This is a genomic window from Helicobacter enhydrae, from assembly GCF_001693335.1.
Taxonomy (GTDB): Bacteria; Campylobacterota; Campylobacteria; order Campylobacterales; family Helicobacteraceae; genus Helicobacter_G; species Helicobacter_G enhydrae.
This window is the reverse complement of record NZ_CP016503.1, coordinates 91,372-107,551: the sequence shown is the minus strand read 5'-3', so window position 1 is coordinate 107,551 and position 16,180 is coordinate 91,372. Positions and strand designations below refer to the sequence as shown.

Annotated in this window: 16 protein-coding genes and 3 tRNA genes; 1 reads left to right on the top strand and 18 read right to left on the bottom strand. The window is 39.2% G+C overall.

Annotated features, from left to right (window positions below; genetic code table 11):
• Positions 1-20 precede the first annotated feature (20 nt).
• From BBW65_RS00550 to BBW65_RS00465, 18 genes are all read right to left on the bottom strand, one after another.
• Positions 21-965, bottom strand: a complete 945-nt coding sequence (locus BBW65_RS00550) for a thiamine pyrophosphate-dependent enzyme (RefSeq protein ID WP_066338337.1) — start codon at positions 963-965, stop codon at positions 21-23.
• Between the two features lie 10 nt (positions 966-975).
• Complete coding sequence (locus BBW65_RS00545; protein WP_066338333.1) at positions 976-2,196, bottom strand: 2-oxoacid:ferredoxin oxidoreductase subunit alpha; 1,221 nt, start codon at positions 2,194-2,196, stop codon at positions 976-978.
• A 9-nt stretch (positions 2,197-2,205) separates the two neighbouring features.
• Entirely contained in the window at positions 2,206-2,589 is a 384-nt protein-coding gene (locus BBW65_RS00540) for a 4Fe-4S dicluster-binding protein (RefSeq protein ID WP_066338330.1), read from the bottom strand.
• A gap of 13 nt (positions 2,590-2,602) precedes the next feature.
• Positions 2,603-3,163, bottom strand: coding sequence for a pyruvate flavodoxin oxidoreductase subunit gamma (locus tag BBW65_RS00535; RefSeq protein ID WP_066338327.1), 561 nt, complete (start codon positions 3,161-3,163; stop codon positions 2,603-2,605).
• Positions 3,164-3,236: 73 nt separating this feature from the next.
• Positions 3,237-3,878, bottom strand: a complete 642-nt coding sequence (locus BBW65_RS00530; RefSeq protein ID WP_066338324.1) for an HAD family hydrolase — start codon at positions 3,876-3,878, stop codon at positions 3,237-3,239.
• A complete protein-coding gene (locus tag BBW65_RS00525; protein WP_066338321.1) occupies positions 3,853-5,235 on the bottom strand; it encodes an MATE family efflux transporter in 1,383 nt (460 codons plus the stop codon). Before BBW65_RS00525 ends, BBW65_RS00530 begins: the two co-directional genes overlap by 26 nt.
• Before the next feature lie 2 nt (positions 5,236-5,237).
• A complete protein-coding gene (kdsB, locus tag BBW65_RS00520) occupies positions 5,238-5,948 on the bottom strand; it encodes a 3-deoxy-manno-octulosonate cytidylyltransferase (RefSeq protein WP_066338319.1) in 711 nt (236 codons plus the stop codon).
• A gap of 39 nt (positions 5,949-5,987) precedes the next feature.
• A tRNA-Leu gene (locus BBW65_RS00515) sits at positions 5,988-6,074 on the bottom strand.
• Positions 6,075-6,086: 12 nt separating this feature from the next.
• A tRNA-Leu gene (locus BBW65_RS00510) sits at positions 6,087-6,172 on the bottom strand.
• A gap of 20 nt (positions 6,173-6,192) precedes the next feature.
• Positions 6,193-6,501: a F0F1 ATP synthase subunit C gene (locus BBW65_RS00505; protein WP_066338317.1), complete on the bottom strand. Its 309-nt coding sequence runs from the start codon at positions 6,499-6,501 to the stop codon at positions 6,193-6,195.
• Between the two features lie 93 nt (positions 6,502-6,594).
• Positions 6,595-8,682, bottom strand: coding sequence for a polyribonucleotide nucleotidyltransferase (locus BBW65_RS00500; protein ID WP_066338315.1), 2,088 nt, complete (start codon positions 8,680-8,682; stop codon positions 6,595-6,597).
• On the bottom strand, positions 8,663-9,358 hold the full coding sequence (locus BBW65_RS00495) for a phosphoribosyltransferase family protein (RefSeq protein WP_066338314.1): 696 nt from the start codon (positions 9,356-9,358) through the stop codon (positions 8,663-8,665). The genes BBW65_RS00500 and BBW65_RS00495 overlap by 20 nt, the downstream gene beginning before the upstream one ends.
• The gene (locus tag BBW65_RS00490) at positions 9,358-11,559 is read right to left on the bottom strand and encodes an LPS-assembly protein LptD (protein WP_066338311.1); all 2,202 of its coding nucleotides are present in this window, start codon (positions 11,557-11,559) and stop codon (positions 9,358-9,360) included. Before BBW65_RS00490 ends, BBW65_RS00495 begins: the two co-directional genes overlap by 1 nt.
• The gene (locus BBW65_RS00485) at positions 11,552-12,013 is read right to left on the bottom strand and encodes an RDD family protein (protein ID WP_066338308.1); all 462 of its coding nucleotides are present in this window, start codon (positions 12,011-12,013) and stop codon (positions 11,552-11,554) included. Before BBW65_RS00485 ends, BBW65_RS00490 begins: the two co-directional genes overlap by 8 nt.
• Positions 12,014-12,247: 234 nt before the next feature.
• Complete coding sequence (locus BBW65_RS00480) at positions 12,248-13,267, bottom strand: LptF/LptG family permease (RefSeq protein ID WP_066338307.1); 1,020 nt, start codon at positions 13,265-13,267, stop codon at positions 12,248-12,250.
• Positions 13,260-13,970, bottom strand: coding sequence for a prepilin peptidase (locus BBW65_RS00475; protein WP_066338305.1), 711 nt, complete (start codon positions 13,968-13,970; stop codon positions 13,260-13,262). Before BBW65_RS00475 ends, BBW65_RS00480 begins: the two co-directional genes overlap by 8 nt.
• Before the next feature lie 11 nt (positions 13,971-13,981).
• The gene (locus BBW65_RS00470; RefSeq protein WP_066338299.1) at positions 13,982-14,713 is read right to left on the bottom strand and encodes a nitrilase-related carbon-nitrogen hydrolase; all 732 of its coding nucleotides are present in this window, start codon (positions 14,711-14,713) and stop codon (positions 13,982-13,984) included.
• Complete coding sequence (locus BBW65_RS00465; RefSeq protein WP_066338297.1) at positions 14,703-15,740, bottom strand: ribonucleotide-diphosphate reductase subunit beta; 1,038 nt, start codon at positions 15,738-15,740, stop codon at positions 14,703-14,705. Before BBW65_RS00465 ends, BBW65_RS00470 begins: the two co-directional genes overlap by 11 nt.
• Positions 15,741-16,011: 271 nt before the next feature.
• Here BBW65_RS00465 and BBW65_RS00460 point away from each other — a divergent pair.
• Positions 16,012-16,096 (top strand) — tRNA-Leu (locus tag BBW65_RS00460).
• The last annotated feature ends 84 nt before the right edge of the window (positions 16,097-16,180 follow it).

Here is a 16,180-nt window from a genome sequence, read left to right as displayed (position 1 = left end):
AATGGGGATTCACACATTGTCTAGATTTTTGCCTCTTCTCTCCTCTGCAACAATTCCCATTTTGCATCTACATCTTTTTGGAATTGCTCGATGATATGTTCATTTTCAGGCTTGAACAAATGCTTGAAGCGTCCTTGCATACCCAAATAATCCCTTACAGGGATGATATTTTTTGGGCGATATGTGATATGAAGCTCGTGTCCATTGATAATCTCATAGAGTGGGAAAACCAAAGAATCCACTGCCATATCCATCATTTCAACGGTGTTGCTACACTCAAACCTCCATTCTGTTGTGCAAGGACTCAAAGCATTGATAAATGTCGGTCCTTCGGTGTCTAGTGCCATTTTGATTTTTTTGTTCATATCTTTCCACTTATTTGGGGACACTTGAGCGACATAAGGCGATCCGTGAGCTGCCATAATCGCCAATAAGTCTTTTTTCTTTTCTTTTTTTCCATAGCTTACGCGTCCTGCAGGAGTAGTGGAAGTTGATGATCCCAATGGAGTGGATCCACTTCTCTGTCCTCCAGTATTGGCATACACTTCATTATCAAAACACACATAAGTCAAATCATGTCCTCTCTCAAAGCATCCACTAATCCATTGAAACCCAATATCGTAAGTGGAGCCATCACCACCAAAAGCGACAAACTTAGGGCGCTCTCCTGTATATCTACCTTTCTTTGCAAGTGCCTTATACATCGCTTCAGCACCAGCCACCGCTGTTGATCCATTCTCAAATCCAATATGAATCCAAGGCACATCCCAAGAAGTATGAGGATACACAGCCGTAGAAACTTCGATACAACCCGTTGAATTTCCAATCAAAATATGTCCATCTACAGAATTCAAAACCTCACGGATAATCATTCCGTGTGCACATCCCGGACACAAAAGATTGGCACCCTCAAATTTCTCGGCTGATTTTGAAAATTGTTTCAGATTCTTAATTTCTTTTGTCATCTTTTTCTCCTTAATTAAACGCCATTTTTTTACCGCGAAGCCCTACAAATTGCTGCGTATGGTGTGTCAATTTTCCAGCCTGTGCATTTGCATCCAAATCATTAAAAATTTCTGCCAAATGCTCTTGAGTAAAATCTCTTCCGCCCAAACCATAAATATAATTAGAAAGAATTGGCTTATTGTCAGAATGTTGCAAAACAGAAACCCCCACTTCATTAAACAGCATTCCCATCGCACCAGCAGGAGAACTGCGATCTAGCATCGCAATTGCCTTGCAATGACTCAATGCTTGGGCAATTTGCTCATAAGGGAAAGGTCGCAAACTTCTCACAGACACCACTCCCGCCTTGATACCCTTACTTCTCGCAGTCTTTGCAGCAATTCTTGCAGATTCCACCGTCGTTCCCAATGCTACGATTGCGACTTCAGCATCATCCATATCATAGCTTTCTACAAGAGAATATTTTCTTCCTGTCAATTTGGCAAACTCTTCAAAAATCTCTTCAATCACACCTGAGGCATTCATAATGTCGTGATGCAATTGTGCTTTGTGCTCAAAATGCCAATCTTCTTCAGTTTGTGCTCCATAAGTCACAGGCTTGGAGAAATCAAGCAAGGGATTTTTGCTTTTGTATTCACCGACAAAAGCATAAGCCTCATCATCGCTTAGGGGTTGCACATTCTGTGCAGTGTGCGAACAAATAAAGCCATCTTGATTGACAATCGTTGGAATCCTCACACGCATATCTTCAGCGATTCTAAACGCCATCAAATTGAAGTCATAAGCCTCTTGAGGATTGTAAGTGCATAGATTGATCCAACCACAATCGCGGCTCAAATACATATCCGAATGGTCGCCATTGACATTGAGTGGTGCTGCCAAAGCACGATTGACGAGGTTAAGCACCAAAGGCACCCTCATTCCCGACGCCTGATAAAGCACTTCCACCATCAAAGCAAAACCTTGTGAGCTAGTCGCAGTCGCTACTCTCCCTCCAGCAGCCGCTGCACCCACACACGCACTCATTGCGGCGTGTTCTGATTCGACCATAATAAACTCACCATCGATATATCCATCACTCAAAAACTTGCTGTAGTTTTGGACGATAGGAGTGGAGGGGGTGATAGGATAAGCTGCCACCACATCAATTTGTGCTTGACGCAAAGCATGGCTTGCTGCCATATTTCCATCCCATACTTCAGTTTTTAATAATTCATATTTCAATGCCATAACTTCTCCTTATTTTCTTTCTTTTTGAGGCCATCTTGCAATCGCATCTTCATTTACTTCATTTTCATCAAACATCAAAAGAGATTTAGGATTGGTAGGGCAAACAGAAACACAGACACCACAGCCTTTGCAGTGTTGATAATCCACACCACTCATTTGCTCATCTTTTGCCAAAATCGACGCATCCGGACAATACACCCAACAGAAAAAACAATTAATGCAGTGATCGTGATTATGGACGGGCTTTTGAACCCTCCAATGTGAAACACTCGCACTTCTTGAACTATTTTCTGTATATTTTCTTTCACTCGGAGCCTTCTCCTGTGCTTTGCTACCATCTTCATCCAAAGGAAAAAGCACAGACCCTATTTCAAATTCATTCCAACCTTTCATTTTTTATCCTTATTTATCGAACTTCATTGTATGCCCTAGTGATTGCTTCACGATTGGCATCAATAATCTTTTGCGGAAGCTTTTTGCCCAACAACTTAATAAACTTTTCCAAAAAATACTCCAACTCAAGCATTCCTGAAACCTTCATCAACGCACCAAGCATCGGGGCATTAGGGACAGATTTTCCGATTGTTTCTCTTGAAATTTTAATGCAATCAAGGATATAAACTTCCTTGTCCGCAAGCTCTGGCTTTTTGGCAATTAATTCTTCTTTGGTCAAATGGGTGGTAATAATGTATTTTGTGTCTTTTTTCTCATTTGCACAAATATCAGTAATAAAAGTCAAACCAGGATCAATCACCAACACATAATCTGGAGACATAAACTTCTCGTGATTCAAGATTGGATTGTCATCAACGCGATTGTAAGCAGTCATCGCAGCCCCTCTTTTTGCAGATCCATAAAACGCAAATGCTTGAACCTGTTTGCCTGTCCCTGCAATCACATCAGCCAAACCTTTCGCTCCTGTAACTGCACCTTGACCAGCACGACTATGCCATCTAATTTCCAACATCAAAACCTCCTTCAATGATTCCAAATTTTAGTCAAAAATTTTTTATCCAAATGTGTATTTTACATTAAGAAACTTAATTTTGTTCTTTTATGTAATTCACAGCTTTAAATAAGTCAGAGAATACAAAATCTGTATATTTTTCCAACTGCTTTTCATATCTTCCCATAACTCCAATGCCGATAACTCCGGCATTTTTCGCAGACTGCATATCAAAAAATGTATCCCCAATCATATACACTTCTTGTGCTTGAAAATTTAAATCCTCCAGTGCCCTTTGGATTGGTTCAGCACTTGGTTTTGGCTCACTGACATCATCAATCGCAACCACAACAGAAAAAAAGCTGTTGATACCTAAATGCTCTAAAATTTTGAGAGAAAAATATCTATTTTTGGAAGTAACAACTCCCATCCCATAGCTTTTAGGAACACTCTCTAATGCCTCTTTTACCTTTGGTAGCAAATGTGTTTTTTCTAAATAGATTCTTTCATAATTTGTGCGATACATCTTTATGCATTGCTCTGTTTCTTCTTCTGAAAAACCAAAATGCATAAACATATCTCGCAGAGTTGCACCAATCAAGCCCATAATCTCCCCTCTTCTCTCTTTGAGATTTATGCCAAAAAATAACGCAGTATTGACAAAACTCTCCAAAATCGCCTGAGTAGAATCAATCAAAGTGCCATCCAAATCAAATAGTAGAATCTTTTCCTTCATACAAAACTCCTCTTTCAAACTCTCTTTTAATCACCCAAAACACCACAAAAATCGTCAAAAAAGCCGCTATCGGATAAGTTGCCCACACGCCAATCATCCCAAAATATTGCGTCAAAATTTCTAGAAAAATCGTAGAAAAACCAACGCTATAACAAAGCGTAATCAACATCGAACCCGATGGGCGTTGGATAGATTGCAAAAACACGGCACTGACGAGATTGATCCCCATAAACAAATAAGCGATCAGATAAATTCTCATTGCAAGAGCAATATCAGGAATCAACATCGAATCTTTGGCAATATCTTGTTGATTCAAAAACGCCCAAGCCAACCAATACGCCGACGCAAAGATACCCACATACACCACCATACTCACAATCACGGCGATTTTGATTCCAAAAAAATACACCTCTTTGACACGCCCAATCTTGCCTGCACCATAATTAAAACTCGCAATAGGTTGCACCCCTTGAGCAATTGAGAGCAAAATAGCAAAAAGTGTCGTGCCGATATACATCACAATCGTATAAATCAGCACCCCTCTCTCTTGCACAAGATCTAGCAATTTGAAAATATAAAGGAGCATCAAGACACCTGTGCTCAATTCGGAAACACAAGCAGGTAGTCCATTGCGACAGGCTTTTTTGATGTCTTCAAATTTCAACGCTTTGATAAAATGCAAATCCCCTCTTTTGCACAAAAAATGCCACAGCAAAATAGAAACAGCAAACACATTTCCCAAAAGTGTAGAAAAAGCACTTGCCTGAATCCCCAAGTTTAAAACAAACAAAAATAGATAATTAAAAAGCATATTGCCGACTGAAGCAATAAGCATAGAAATCATCGCCAAAAATGGTTGTCTGTCATTTACAGCAAACATATCCAAGATTGGATGCAAAAAAATCAAAACCACTCCCGCAAAAATAATCTCCAAATATTCCACAAGATATTCTTTGATCATTGGATTGATTGTTTTATTAGCCGTCAAAAAAACTGCTATTTCCTCTGTAAAAATATACAAAAGCCCCCCAAGTATCAATCCAAGTATGCCCACAAAATACAAGATAGAGCTAAAAATTTCCAACGCCCTTTGCTTTTCGCCTTTTCCCAAAAAATACGAAATCAATGCCGAACCACCAACAGCAAACAGCAAATAAATTGCCACAAGCACCGGAAAAACGGGCCAAGAAAATCCAAGTGCTGCCACGCCATCTTGACCAATCGCATAACTCACAAAAAAAGCATCGACCACCACATGTGTGCTTAACACAAGCATAGAAAAAAGGATGGGGAAAAAATAATATAGAAATAAACCTCTAATCCCGGCATTTGCCAAATCAATCTTTGTATTTGTCATCACTATGCTTTCAAAAACCTCTGAATTGCCAACTCTCTATCCTCTGCTGTATCAATCCCGATACTTTGAGTCTCAACCAACAAGGTTTCAATGCGTTTTTGATGATACAAAGCACGCAACTGCTCCAATTTCTCTATCTCTTCCAAAGGACTTTTGGGCAAAGCACAAAACTCCAATAAATGTTTCGCCTTAAACCCATAAACACCCAAATGTCCAAAATACTCACATTGTGCTTGATCGCGATTATAAGGGATTTTGGATCGAGAGAAATAAAGTGCATTACCGCCAGAATCTAGCACCACCTTGACTAGATTAGGATCACAGCTCTCATCTTCTGCTATGCTTTTAATACAAGTCCCCATAAAAGCCGTGCTAGTTTGCATCAAGTTTTTCAATTTGGACAAAATCTCTGCTTCCAAAAATGGTTCATCGCCCTGCATATTGATCACAATCTCATCAGGCTCTAATCGCAGAATCTCAACAGCTTCAGCACAACGATCTGTTCCACTACTATGCGTCTCTTTGGTCAAAATCGCCTCTATGTGATAGCTTTCACAAATTTGAGCAATTTCTTTGGAATCTGTTGCTACGACAACTTCATCAACCTCTTGTGCTCTTAGTGCCGTGCGTACAATCAAAGGAATTCCTAAAATCTCTGAAAGCATTTTTTGGGGAAAACGCGTAGAATGTAATCTCGCAGGAATAATAATCATCAAACAACCTTAAACGATGATTTATCATAATGTAGAATATGGTGCCGAAGGTCGGACTCGAACCGACACAGGGTTGCCCCTACCAGATTTTGAGTCTAGCGCGTCTACCAATTTCACCACTCCGGCATATCAAAACAATGGTGCGCTGAGCGAGACTTGAACTCGCACGAGTATTCCTCACTACCCCCTCAAGATAGCGTGTCTACCAGTTCCACCACCAGCGCAAAACCCCCTATTTTAAGTCTTATGCTCCCAAAAATGGGTTTGCAAACAATGCGATAATCGCCAAAACCAAAGTGTAAATCACTTGAGCTTCAATCAAAGCCAATGCGATAAACATCATTCCCGTCAATTTTCCCCCAACACCAGGATTTCTTGCAATACCCGAAATTGTTGCTGCAGCAGTATATCCCATACCCACAGCTCCTCCACATGCAGCAATTCCAAGTCCAACAACAGCACCCAAAACAGAATAAGATTTGATCATCGCCTCAACATCGTTTGCCAATGCAAATGTGGCTAATGCAAATGTCAATAAAAACACTTTTTTCATTTTTCTCCTTTTTGGCTCTCATTTCGGATCCGTCCCCTACTCAAAAGCTTTTGAAATTTCAGAAAACGCAATGATACCAAAAAAAATACGATTTTATTCACTAAAATCAAGTTCTACTTTGTTTTGCTCCACATTAAGGATCTTGCACTCTATTGTTTGCCCCTCACTCAAAACAACCCCCTTAGCCCGTATTTTGCTTATATGAAGCAACCCATCGCCACCATTAGGAAGCTCTACAAATGCACCAAACTCAACAAGCTTTTTCACCCTTCCTTCAAAAATACTGCCAGATGTATATGCCTTATAATTCACTTTTGCTTGTCCGTGCCTTTGTTGCAAAAAGTTCAAAATATAGTCTTTACACGCATTGAGGCGTTCAGCACCAATGCCATTGATTTGCACTTTGCCATTCTGACGATCCAAATCAATCATTACAGCAAATTTTTCAATGATTTCTTTAATCGTTTTGCCACCCTGCCCAATAATATCCACAATGCGATCGGCATCAACTCCAAAAGAAATAGAAGTCGGCACAATCTCTTCATTGATGATGATTTTCTCTTCAGCCTCTCGCATAATTGCCAAAATTTGCATTCTAGCCTCTTTGGCTTGATAGAGTGCTTCTTTTAAGATATTTGATGTCACTCCACCAAGCTTGATGTCCATTTGCATCGCAGTCACCCCCGCACTTGTCCCAGCAATTTTAAAATCCATATCCCCCTCATGATCTTCTAACCCCATAATATCTGTCAAAATCGCATATCTATCCCTATCTTTTATCAATCCCATTGCCACTCCTGCAACCAGCTCCTGTATCGCAACCCCACTTGCCCTCAATGCCAAAGATCCACCACAAACCGTTGCCATAGAGCTTGAACCATTGGATTCTAAGATTTCTGAGACCAAACGCACCACGCGTTTATCTCGCACACTGCTCTCTAGTGCTCTTTTGGCAAGATTTCCATGCCCTAGCTCTCTACGCCCAACAGCACCAACCATACTTGCCTCGCCCACACTAAACCCTGGGAAATTATAATGCACCATCAAGCGTTCTTTGGAGGGCGTTTTCTCACCCAAAAGCTCATAGACTTGAGCATCTTGCTCCCCTCCAATTGTTGCAACCACAAGAGCCTGAGTCTGCCCTCGTTTAAAAAGACAAGATCCGTGAGCATTGGGCAATAGATTTGTCTCAATCGTGATAGGACGCACTTCATTGAGTTTCCTTAGATCTGCACGAATCCCATCTCCTAATATCATCTCACGCATCATCTCACGCTTCTTGTGACACAATGCCTCAAACACCTCCTCTTGCGTCCAATCATTTTGTTGTTTTTCCATAATCACTTTGAGCAGTTTTTCTATTTCAACCATACGCTCGCTTTTTGCCATCTGCACGATAGCTTGTTTGAGGGCATCGGCATAATGCTCTTGGATATAAGCACATATTGTTTCAAAATTGGGCTTTGATGTCTTTTGAATCTCAAGTGGTGCTTTTTGCAAAGAAGTGAAAGCATGGTGATATTTTTGCGAACCTTCAGCAATTGCTTGTTTGGCTAACTCTATCGCCTCACACAACTCCTCCTCCGACAATGCACAATTGTCCGATGTATCACCCAAACTTCGCATCTCAATCATCAATAGATTTTGATTGCAACCTGAAACATACAAATCTAAGCTGCCCGATTGCAACTCTTGCATATTTGGATTGAGTATCAACCCTTGCTGATTGCGACCAACCCTCACTGCATAGGCTGGGGATTCTATAGACACACCTGCAACATAAAGCGCACTTGATGCAGCGTTTAATGCACACACTTGCAAATCTTGAGTTCCATCATAGCTAAACACCATCACGGTGATTTGCGTTGAATAACGATAGTCATCTGGGAACAATGGACGCAAGGTGCGATCAATAATCCTTGAAGTCAAGATTTCAAACTCACTTGGCTTCCCCTCACGCTTGATAAATCCCGAAGGAAACTTGGCGTTGGCATAAGCACGCTCAATGTATTGCACAGTTAGGGGCAGAAAATCTTCATCCACAACTACATTTTCTTCTATCGCAACACTTGCCATAATCGTCGTTTTGCCACACTGATACCATACCGACCCTCGCGACTGCTGAGCAACTTTGGTGAAATCAAATTCTTCTAGTAGGCTATTAGATTGTATTGTTATCATTTTCTTCCTTCCAATTTGGTTTATACGCCTCAAGCTCACAAAAATCAAAACCTTGGGCATTTTCATTGATCACGGGCAAGTGAGTGTAGTAATAGTTTGTCGAGACAAAAAAATCAGGACTTAACACACTATAGACGCAATCACAAAATTTTAACAAATAGTTTTCAACATCTTTTGACAAGACAGGCACAGCGACAGAGGCACTTTTGCAACCAGCATTGACGCAAGTTTTGATGATGACTTCAACACTAAAGCCCGTCTCAATCCCCTCATCAACAATCAAAATATTTCTCCCACTAATCTTTGCAATCTCTTGATTTTTTCTTAGATTCTTGACATTTTGTAGGATTTTTTCCTCATAGACCACCTTCGCTTGTTGATAGACATAATCTATAGGGATACCAAAAGAATCCAACAAATTTTCATCAATCACAACATCCATAAACTCACCAACAAGGGCAATAGCACACTCGGGATTGAGGGGTGCAGGAATGGGAGCACAAAACAGATACTCCATCTCCAAATCAAAATGCCGTGCAACTGCATCTGCCATGATTGCTCCCTCCGGACACAAAGCCACGACCAAAGTGTTGTCAAGGTTGATTGTTTCTAGCTCAAGAAACAAATGCCGCAATGCATCTTGACGATTTTCAAAATAATTCTTTAACTTATCCATCATTTTTGCCTTTGAAAACGATAATTCATTCCTGTTGAAGTAAGTGGAACAAATCTAAATTCTAGTCTTACATATTGATTTTTTTCTATCTCAAGAGGGTGATCCACTCGATCTGTCAAAACCGATACAAACTCTTGAGCAAATTTTAGCGTAACGCCAAAACAACGCACATCTTTTGACAAAGAAATATTCCAATCCTTGACTTGCTGATGTAAAAAATCATAACTCATCCCTCCGCCTATAGAAAAATACCCAAAATCATTTCGAAGATTGAAATTCAAAAAATTCGCATCATCGATGATTTGTTTGCGTCCATTGACCACACCTAGCAACCTCTTAAAAAAGAAACCCGAATCAAATGAAAAAGTCCATTTGGAAAAGGCTAGATTGGCAGATGCCTCCTCCACCACCTGATAATATGGAGCATAGTTAAAAGCACCGCTCAAAGTCAATCCCTCAATCGGAGAGGTTCCAAATTCATTTTTGAGAGGATTTCCCACAAACATCAACTCCTTATCTTGCAAATTAAACTGCTGGGAGAGTTTGTAATAAAAAATAGACCGACCATTGGGAGTATAAAAATATTGCAAAAAGCTCAATCCCATCTTATGCTGACGCGATTGAAAATCCACGATTGAGGATGGATTCCAAAGATTATAAAGCTTCTTATTTCCTTTGTAATTCTCAAAATATTCATAAGCCTGCGGACTAAACATTTCTGTCCCATAATGATAATAAGGACCAGAAAAATCGATTTTTGTCTGCAATGTGTGCAAAAAATATGTGTAATTCTTAGCCAAGTCCGAGGACACACTTGCAGAATAATTAGCACCAAACACATTTGCCGTCCTCGGTGCTTTGGGCAAATGGGACAAAATCTCATTCTGGCGAAAAAAAACAATATTGTGGAAATTCAAATCTGTCGCAATGCCAACGGATATATAGTTGTCAAATAATGGCACCTCGATCCCTATAGGCAATGCGATGCTATTTTGCACATAGTTGTATCCCTCATCTCTGACATTGTTATAACTCTGCACATCAATGTAATAAAACAAATTTCTCCAAAAAAGAGAATCAAGATATTTGTGATATTGCATATTAGGCATTTGTTGAAATGTTTCAGTATTCTTGGGCTTACTCAAATCAAAATAATACCGACTATACAAACCAAAATAATGCTCTTGAGATTGGAGGTAGTAGTTGATTTGAGACACTTTCAAGCGTTCAGTGATCTTTTTGTCAATATGATCGATACGCAGGTAGTCAATATCATTCATATATGTCAAATCTAGAAACAAACCATCATCAATTTTGGGATTGAAAACATCAAATAGCGTATTGGAAGAATATTGGGCATTCCCACCATAGACATGCTGATGTTTTAGATTGTTTTTTAATACATAATTCTCAAAGTTATAAAAATACTTTCCCGTCAATGAAAACAAATTGTTTTGAGGCGTTGCGAAGTTTAGTTCAAGATCTCCGCCAATACCTCTAGCGCTTCTTGCCTGTAGTGCAAGAGTTGCATCCCAAAACTGCTGTGGTGCGATAAAAATAGGTTGGCGATAATACAAGCCATCTTGATTGGAGAGGGCAAAATCAGGATAAAGCAATCCACTTTTGCGTTGATTGTAGGTGCTTAGTGCCAAATAAGGAACATACAACAATGGGACATCACCCACATAGATTCTAGAATTCCACAATGTTAAAAGATGGCTATTTTGATTAAAGCTTCCAGAGCTAGAATCAATATGCCAAATAGGATCTTGAATATCACAACCTGAAACGATATTGCTCTCAAACTCATAGACATCGCGATTTGTTTGTGCCTCACCTGCACTCACCCACAAACCACTCTGTGGATTTTGCAGATACATCGAAGAGAGGGAGAACTTCTCTTTTTTAAAATCCAATCTTACATTTTTGGCACTCAAAAGTAGCACACTGCCCTTGTAGATTTTGACCTCTCCTTGAATCTCAGCAATCTGTTCCTTTTGATGATAAGTGAGCGTGTCGCTAGAAATATAAAAATCCCCATTGATCAAAACGACATTGCCTTTTGCCTCGAGTGTATCGCCTTGATTTTTTAGCTCATCAGCACTCAATTCTCCGATAGAAGATCCCCCCGGCGTCTGCTGGTAAATATCTTGCGCAAAACCAAAACAGACACATACAAAAATCAAAAAAAGATTAAGCATTTTTGATCACGATACTCTTTGCCAACCAATCGTGCAACCCCTGACGCAAAAAAGTAAAAAAAACCAAGCAAAACAATGGAGGGATGATAAAAAACTGCAACATCTTCAATAAAGCTCTCAAAAATGCTGCAACAATCGCAGGGTGATCCAACAAAGCAATCGAAACTACGCGTATTTTGCATACAATCTTGCCCAAAGTCGCACCATAGGCATAAGTCATCAGCCATTCATACACAAACATAAAAAGCAGGAGGTGCAGACTATAGCCTGAAACAAACTGCACAACTGCTTGAGTGTCTCCGCTTATCGATTTCAAATCATTCCAAAAAAACATTTGAAAAATAAAACTTACAAGCAACAGATCAATATTGATAGCAAAAAATCTTCTAAGAATCGGGGCTAAAACAATTTGTTCGCGATAAAGCTTTTCTTCGATAAGGTCACGATTATTCATTTTTATTCCATCATTTAAACTACCCAAATAACGCTACTTGCGGGAGCGTAGTCTTACACTACAACTTATAGGGCAAAGAGAGTCTCTTTAGGGGCAGATTCTCACTTCAAAAAGCTACAAACGAAAATGCCGCACACCAAAACCACTACATCACCCAACGATCTTTTTCAACAGACTAGCCAAAAGCAAGAAAAACGATTATTTGAGTGCCATAATTTTATAAAAATAATCAATTTAATACAAGGGTTTGATTTTTTTCCAATACAGAAAATAAGTCACACAAAACCAACAAATCGGAATAACACCAAGTGCCACAAATGGTGCGCGTCCTGCAAAAATATGCACAAAAACATAATACAAAACACACGCAGCAAGAATATAGAAAGATGCGAAGTTTTTGTGGTATCTAGGATTTGCAATGCCAATGAGTGGAATCAAAAAAATGCTCACAAGAGGAAAAAGTGAGATCAATGTAGCTTTGACAAACTTACGACTTGCACCCAAACTCTCTCCATTAAAAGCATTTTTCCAATAATCAAACAAATCATACGCACTCAATGGTGCCTCCCCCACTTGGGTGCGAATATACATTTCTTTGAATGCGATATTTTTGAACTCTTGCTCCTCGACAATATAGGAATTCCCCTGCTTGAGAAACAAACTAAACACACCAGAATCATTGGTGATTTTCCCCTCACTCGCACTAATAAAATTTTCAGACATCGCTTTGTCGATTGAAAAAAGAACAAGATTTTTGTAAATACGATTCTCCGCTCGATCTACATACACAAGCCAACTGCCGATCTTTTGCCCAAACTCCCCTGCTTTGATATTGATATCCACATCAACCTTTTTTTGTTCCACAAAATTATCAAAGGCTCTCTTAGAAATCGGCACAGCCCCCAGCGAAAACACCAAAGAAGTCAGAGTCACAATCAAAGTGATGGGCAAAAAAATCTTGACAATCTCAAAAGGTCGCACTCCCAAAGAGAAAAAAACCAAAAGCTCATAATCATAAGAAAGCCTAGAGATTGCCAACACACAAGAAGCAAAAAAAGTAATAGGGATGATAAAAAACACCGTATTGGGCAAAGAATACAAAAACAAATAAGACAAATCCAAAAAGGTGATTTTGATCACAAAGCTTGATCCTGCAATCGTGATAATCAAAATGATTGAGGAAATAAAAAACAAAACAAGAAAAAAAGGGAAAAAAATCTGTGCAAATGCCAAAAAGAAATATCGTTTAAGCACCCAACAATCCTAGGAAGGTTTTATAATGTTTATCAACCAAAATCAACAAAAAGCCCATAAACAAAAAAGCGACAAAGGGGAGTTTGAGCGTGAGTGCATTGACTTGCTTATCCCTCAAATGAATCAAAGCTTGAAAAAGGATAAAAACCAAAGCCAAAACACAAGCCACAAAAACAAAATACACACTCTCTCGCAACCCAAGAAATCCCCCCATACTCGCAACCACAACAATATCAGCCTCACCCATAATTTCTTTGCGGAACACAAAACTACCAAAAATTTTGAGCAAACTAAAAGCTCCAGCAGCAGCCAACATTGCCAAAAAATTTATCTCTGACATCTCAAAATAATACAAACCTGCCACCACGACAAAAAGTGTCAAAAAATTCAACAAATCAGGGACTGCCAACAACAAACAATCAATATATGAGAGGATATAAAACAAGCACAAAAGCACAAAAACAAAATAACAAAATTGATTGAATCCATAGAGCCAAACACTCAACGCAAAAAACGACAAGACTGCCAAACAAGAAACAAACAAAGATTGAGACAATACAAATCTTTTCAAGCTCTGATCTTTCATACCATACACCACAATCAAAACATTGCACAAAAAACCAATGCCCAGCAAAGCCAAAAAAATAACCCCCAATTCCTGCAAGTCCATTTTTGCCAGTGTGTCAAAATTTGAGAAATCCAATGCTTACCCCCTCAATCCTCTAATCCCACTTTGAGAAAATTACGCATTTCTCCCACCTTACTCAAATCAATCTCCATATAAATCACTCCCTTTTTTCCATCTTGATTCACCAAGCCGAAGGGATTGATAATGGCACTTGCCTTAGAAGCACCCATATTGGCACAATCGCTTGCGACGACATAGCACTGATTCATCAATGCCAATGCTTGACTTAGGGTCTCAAAATGCTGTTTGCGTTCCTTGTCCCATTGAGCAATCACAAAAATAATCTCAGCACCCCTCACCTTTTGCCACATCTCTACAAAACGCAATTCATAGCAATTAATCACCGCACATTTGATGCCTTGAATATCAAAAAACCCCACCTCATCCATACTGCCAAAAGACATAAAATCAGCCTCACACACGAGGGGAAATGGCTTCACTTTGTGCTGGGAATAAATGATTTTTCCATCTGAAATCACTTTGATACTATTGAAATACCGATTGTCTTTTTTTTCAATCAACGAAGTGATGAGTGTCTTGTCTTGGGTGACTTTGAGATACTCTCCGATAGCTTGATTGGAGAAATCAGCTACACGCTCCAAATCATCGAGTGCAAAGCCACTCAACACCAAATCCGAAGTGCAAATGATGGATTTTTTGGAACATCGATTGACAAAATCTAGCACATTGTGCAAATTGTCCAAAAGGGTTTTTTTTCTCTTAAGTTGTAGAACATAGATTCTTCTTTTAGAAGTCATCAAAACTGATACTCCCTTTGGCATAGTTTGTCACACGAGCCTCAAAGAAATTGCTTCTTTGTTCATTGAAACTTGAAAACTGATTCACCCATTTGATCGGATTTTTTGCTCCATAGATTTTGGGCATTCCAACAGCATTGAGACGATCATCTGCCAAAAAGCGGATATACTCCCCAATGATTTCACTTGTCAGTCCCAATATTTGCCCTTGAGTGATATATGCCCCCCAAGCAGTTTCCACCTCTACGGCTTTTTTAAACATTTCTACCACCTCTTCTTCCAAATCTTTGGTAAATAAATCAGGACGCTCACTTTTTAAAGAATTAATCATATTTTGAAAAAGCAAAAGATGAGTCACTTCATCGCGTTGAATGAAACGAATCATCTGTGCACTTCCGAGCATTTTGCCCGATCGTGCCAATGTGTAGAAATAACTAAATCCACTATAAAAATAAATCCCCTCTAAAATCTGATTGGCAAACATTGCTTTGACCAAATTACGCTCTGTGGGATTTTTGGCAAGATCCATATACACCTCTGCGATATGATCATTTTTGGATCGTAGTTTCATATCCACACGCCACATATCATAGATCTCATCTGTATTAGCAGAAATAGATTCGACCATCACCGCATAGCTTTGGGAATGCAGAGCCTCTTCATACGCCTGACGCACTAGGATTAGATTGATTTCTGGACTTGTCATATAGGGATTGACATTATCGATGAGATTGTTTGTCTGCAGACTATCCATAAAAATCAGCTGTGCCAATGCACGATCATAGCCAATCTTCTCTTGAGCAGTTAAGCCACCATTATAATCCCTCTTATCAGCATTCATATTCACTTCTTCAGGAAACCAAGTATTTGCAAGCATCAACTTCCAAAGACTATATGCCCATTGATATTTGATCTTATTGAGATCAAACATACTTGTAGGATCTCCTCCAAAAATCTTACGCTCATTGACACTCTCTGTCGAGTTTGGGTTGTAAATCTTTTTTCTCTCAATAGTCTTATTTGTCATCCACTCTCCTTAGAATATGCGTTTATCTTAAATTTAGTGACACAAAACACATTAATCCATCTCAAAAAAATCTCATAAAAACAAAATTATCGGATATTTAAGAATGCAAAACTATATCAAAATCAAATCAACTCAGAATCAAATTTTCGACACACCAAATCAAAACAATATTTTTAAGCTTTTTATAAGTTTTTTAAAGTAGAATTCCAGAATTGCAGTTTTTATTACTTCATCGTCGAAGTTTGATGATTTTAAGTTTCTGCAATGCTGTGCGGGAGTGGCGAAATTGGCAGACGCACCAGACTTAGGATCTGGCGCCGCAAGGCGTGGAGGTTCAAGTCCTCTCTTCCGCACCACTTATGATTGACTATCCTTTCCAAACACTTGACTTTTAAGTTATAATCAAATTTCTCAAAAACAAAATAATTCTTTAAGGAATA

Excerpts from the sequence above, each read along its gene's own strand:
- BBW65_RS00550 (WP_066338337.1), bottom strand. The coding sequence starts at position 965 with ATGACAAAAGAAATTAAGAATCTGAAACAATTTTCAAAATCAGCCGAG.
- BBW65_RS00545 (WP_066338333.1), bottom strand. The coding sequence starts at position 2,196 with ATGGCATTGAAATATGAATTATTAAAAACTGAAGTATGGGATGGAAAT.
- BBW65_RS00540 (WP_066338330.1), bottom strand. The coding sequence starts at position 2,589 with ATGAAAGGTTGGAATGAATTTGAAATAGGGTCTGTGCTTTTTCCTTTG.
- BBW65_RS00535 (WP_066338327.1), bottom strand. The coding sequence starts at position 3,163 with ATGTTGGAAATTAGATGGCATAGTCGTGCTGGTCAAGGTGCAGTTACA.
- BBW65_RS00530 (WP_066338324.1), bottom strand. The coding sequence starts at position 3,878 with ATGAAGGAAAAGATTCTACTATTTGATTTGGATGGCACTTTGATTGAT.
- BBW65_RS00525 (WP_066338321.1), bottom strand. The coding sequence starts at position 5,235 with ATGACAAATACAAAGATTGATTTGGCAAATGCCGGGATTAGAGGTTTA.
- kdsB (WP_066338319.1), bottom strand. The coding sequence starts at position 5,948 with ATGATTATTATTCCTGCGAGATTACATTCTACGCGTTTTCCCCAAAAA.
- BBW65_RS00505 (WP_066338317.1), bottom strand. The coding sequence starts at position 6,501 with ATGAAAAAAGTGTTTTTATTGACATTTGCATTAGCCACATTTGCATTG.
- BBW65_RS00500 (WP_066338315.1), bottom strand. The coding sequence starts at position 8,682 with ATGATAACAATACAATCTAATAGCCTACTAGAAGAATTTGATTTCACC.
- BBW65_RS00495 (WP_066338314.1), bottom strand. The coding sequence starts at position 9,358 with ATGGATAAGTTAAAGAATTATTTTGAAAATCGTCAAGATGCATTGCGG.
- BBW65_RS00490 (WP_066338311.1), bottom strand. The coding sequence starts at position 11,559 with ATGCTTAATCTTTTTTTGATTTTTGTATGTGTCTGTTTTGGTTTTGCG.
- BBW65_RS00485 (WP_066338308.1), bottom strand. The coding sequence starts at position 12,013 with ATGAATAATCGTGACCTTATCGAAGAAAAGCTTTATCGCGAACAAATT.
- BBW65_RS00470 (WP_066338299.1), bottom strand. The coding sequence starts at position 14,713 with ATGACTTCTAAAAGAAGAATCTATGTTCTACAACTTAAGAGAAAAAAA.
- BBW65_RS00465 (WP_066338297.1), bottom strand. The coding sequence starts at position 15,740 with ATGACAAATAAGACTATTGAGAGAAAAAAGATTTACAACCCAAACTCG.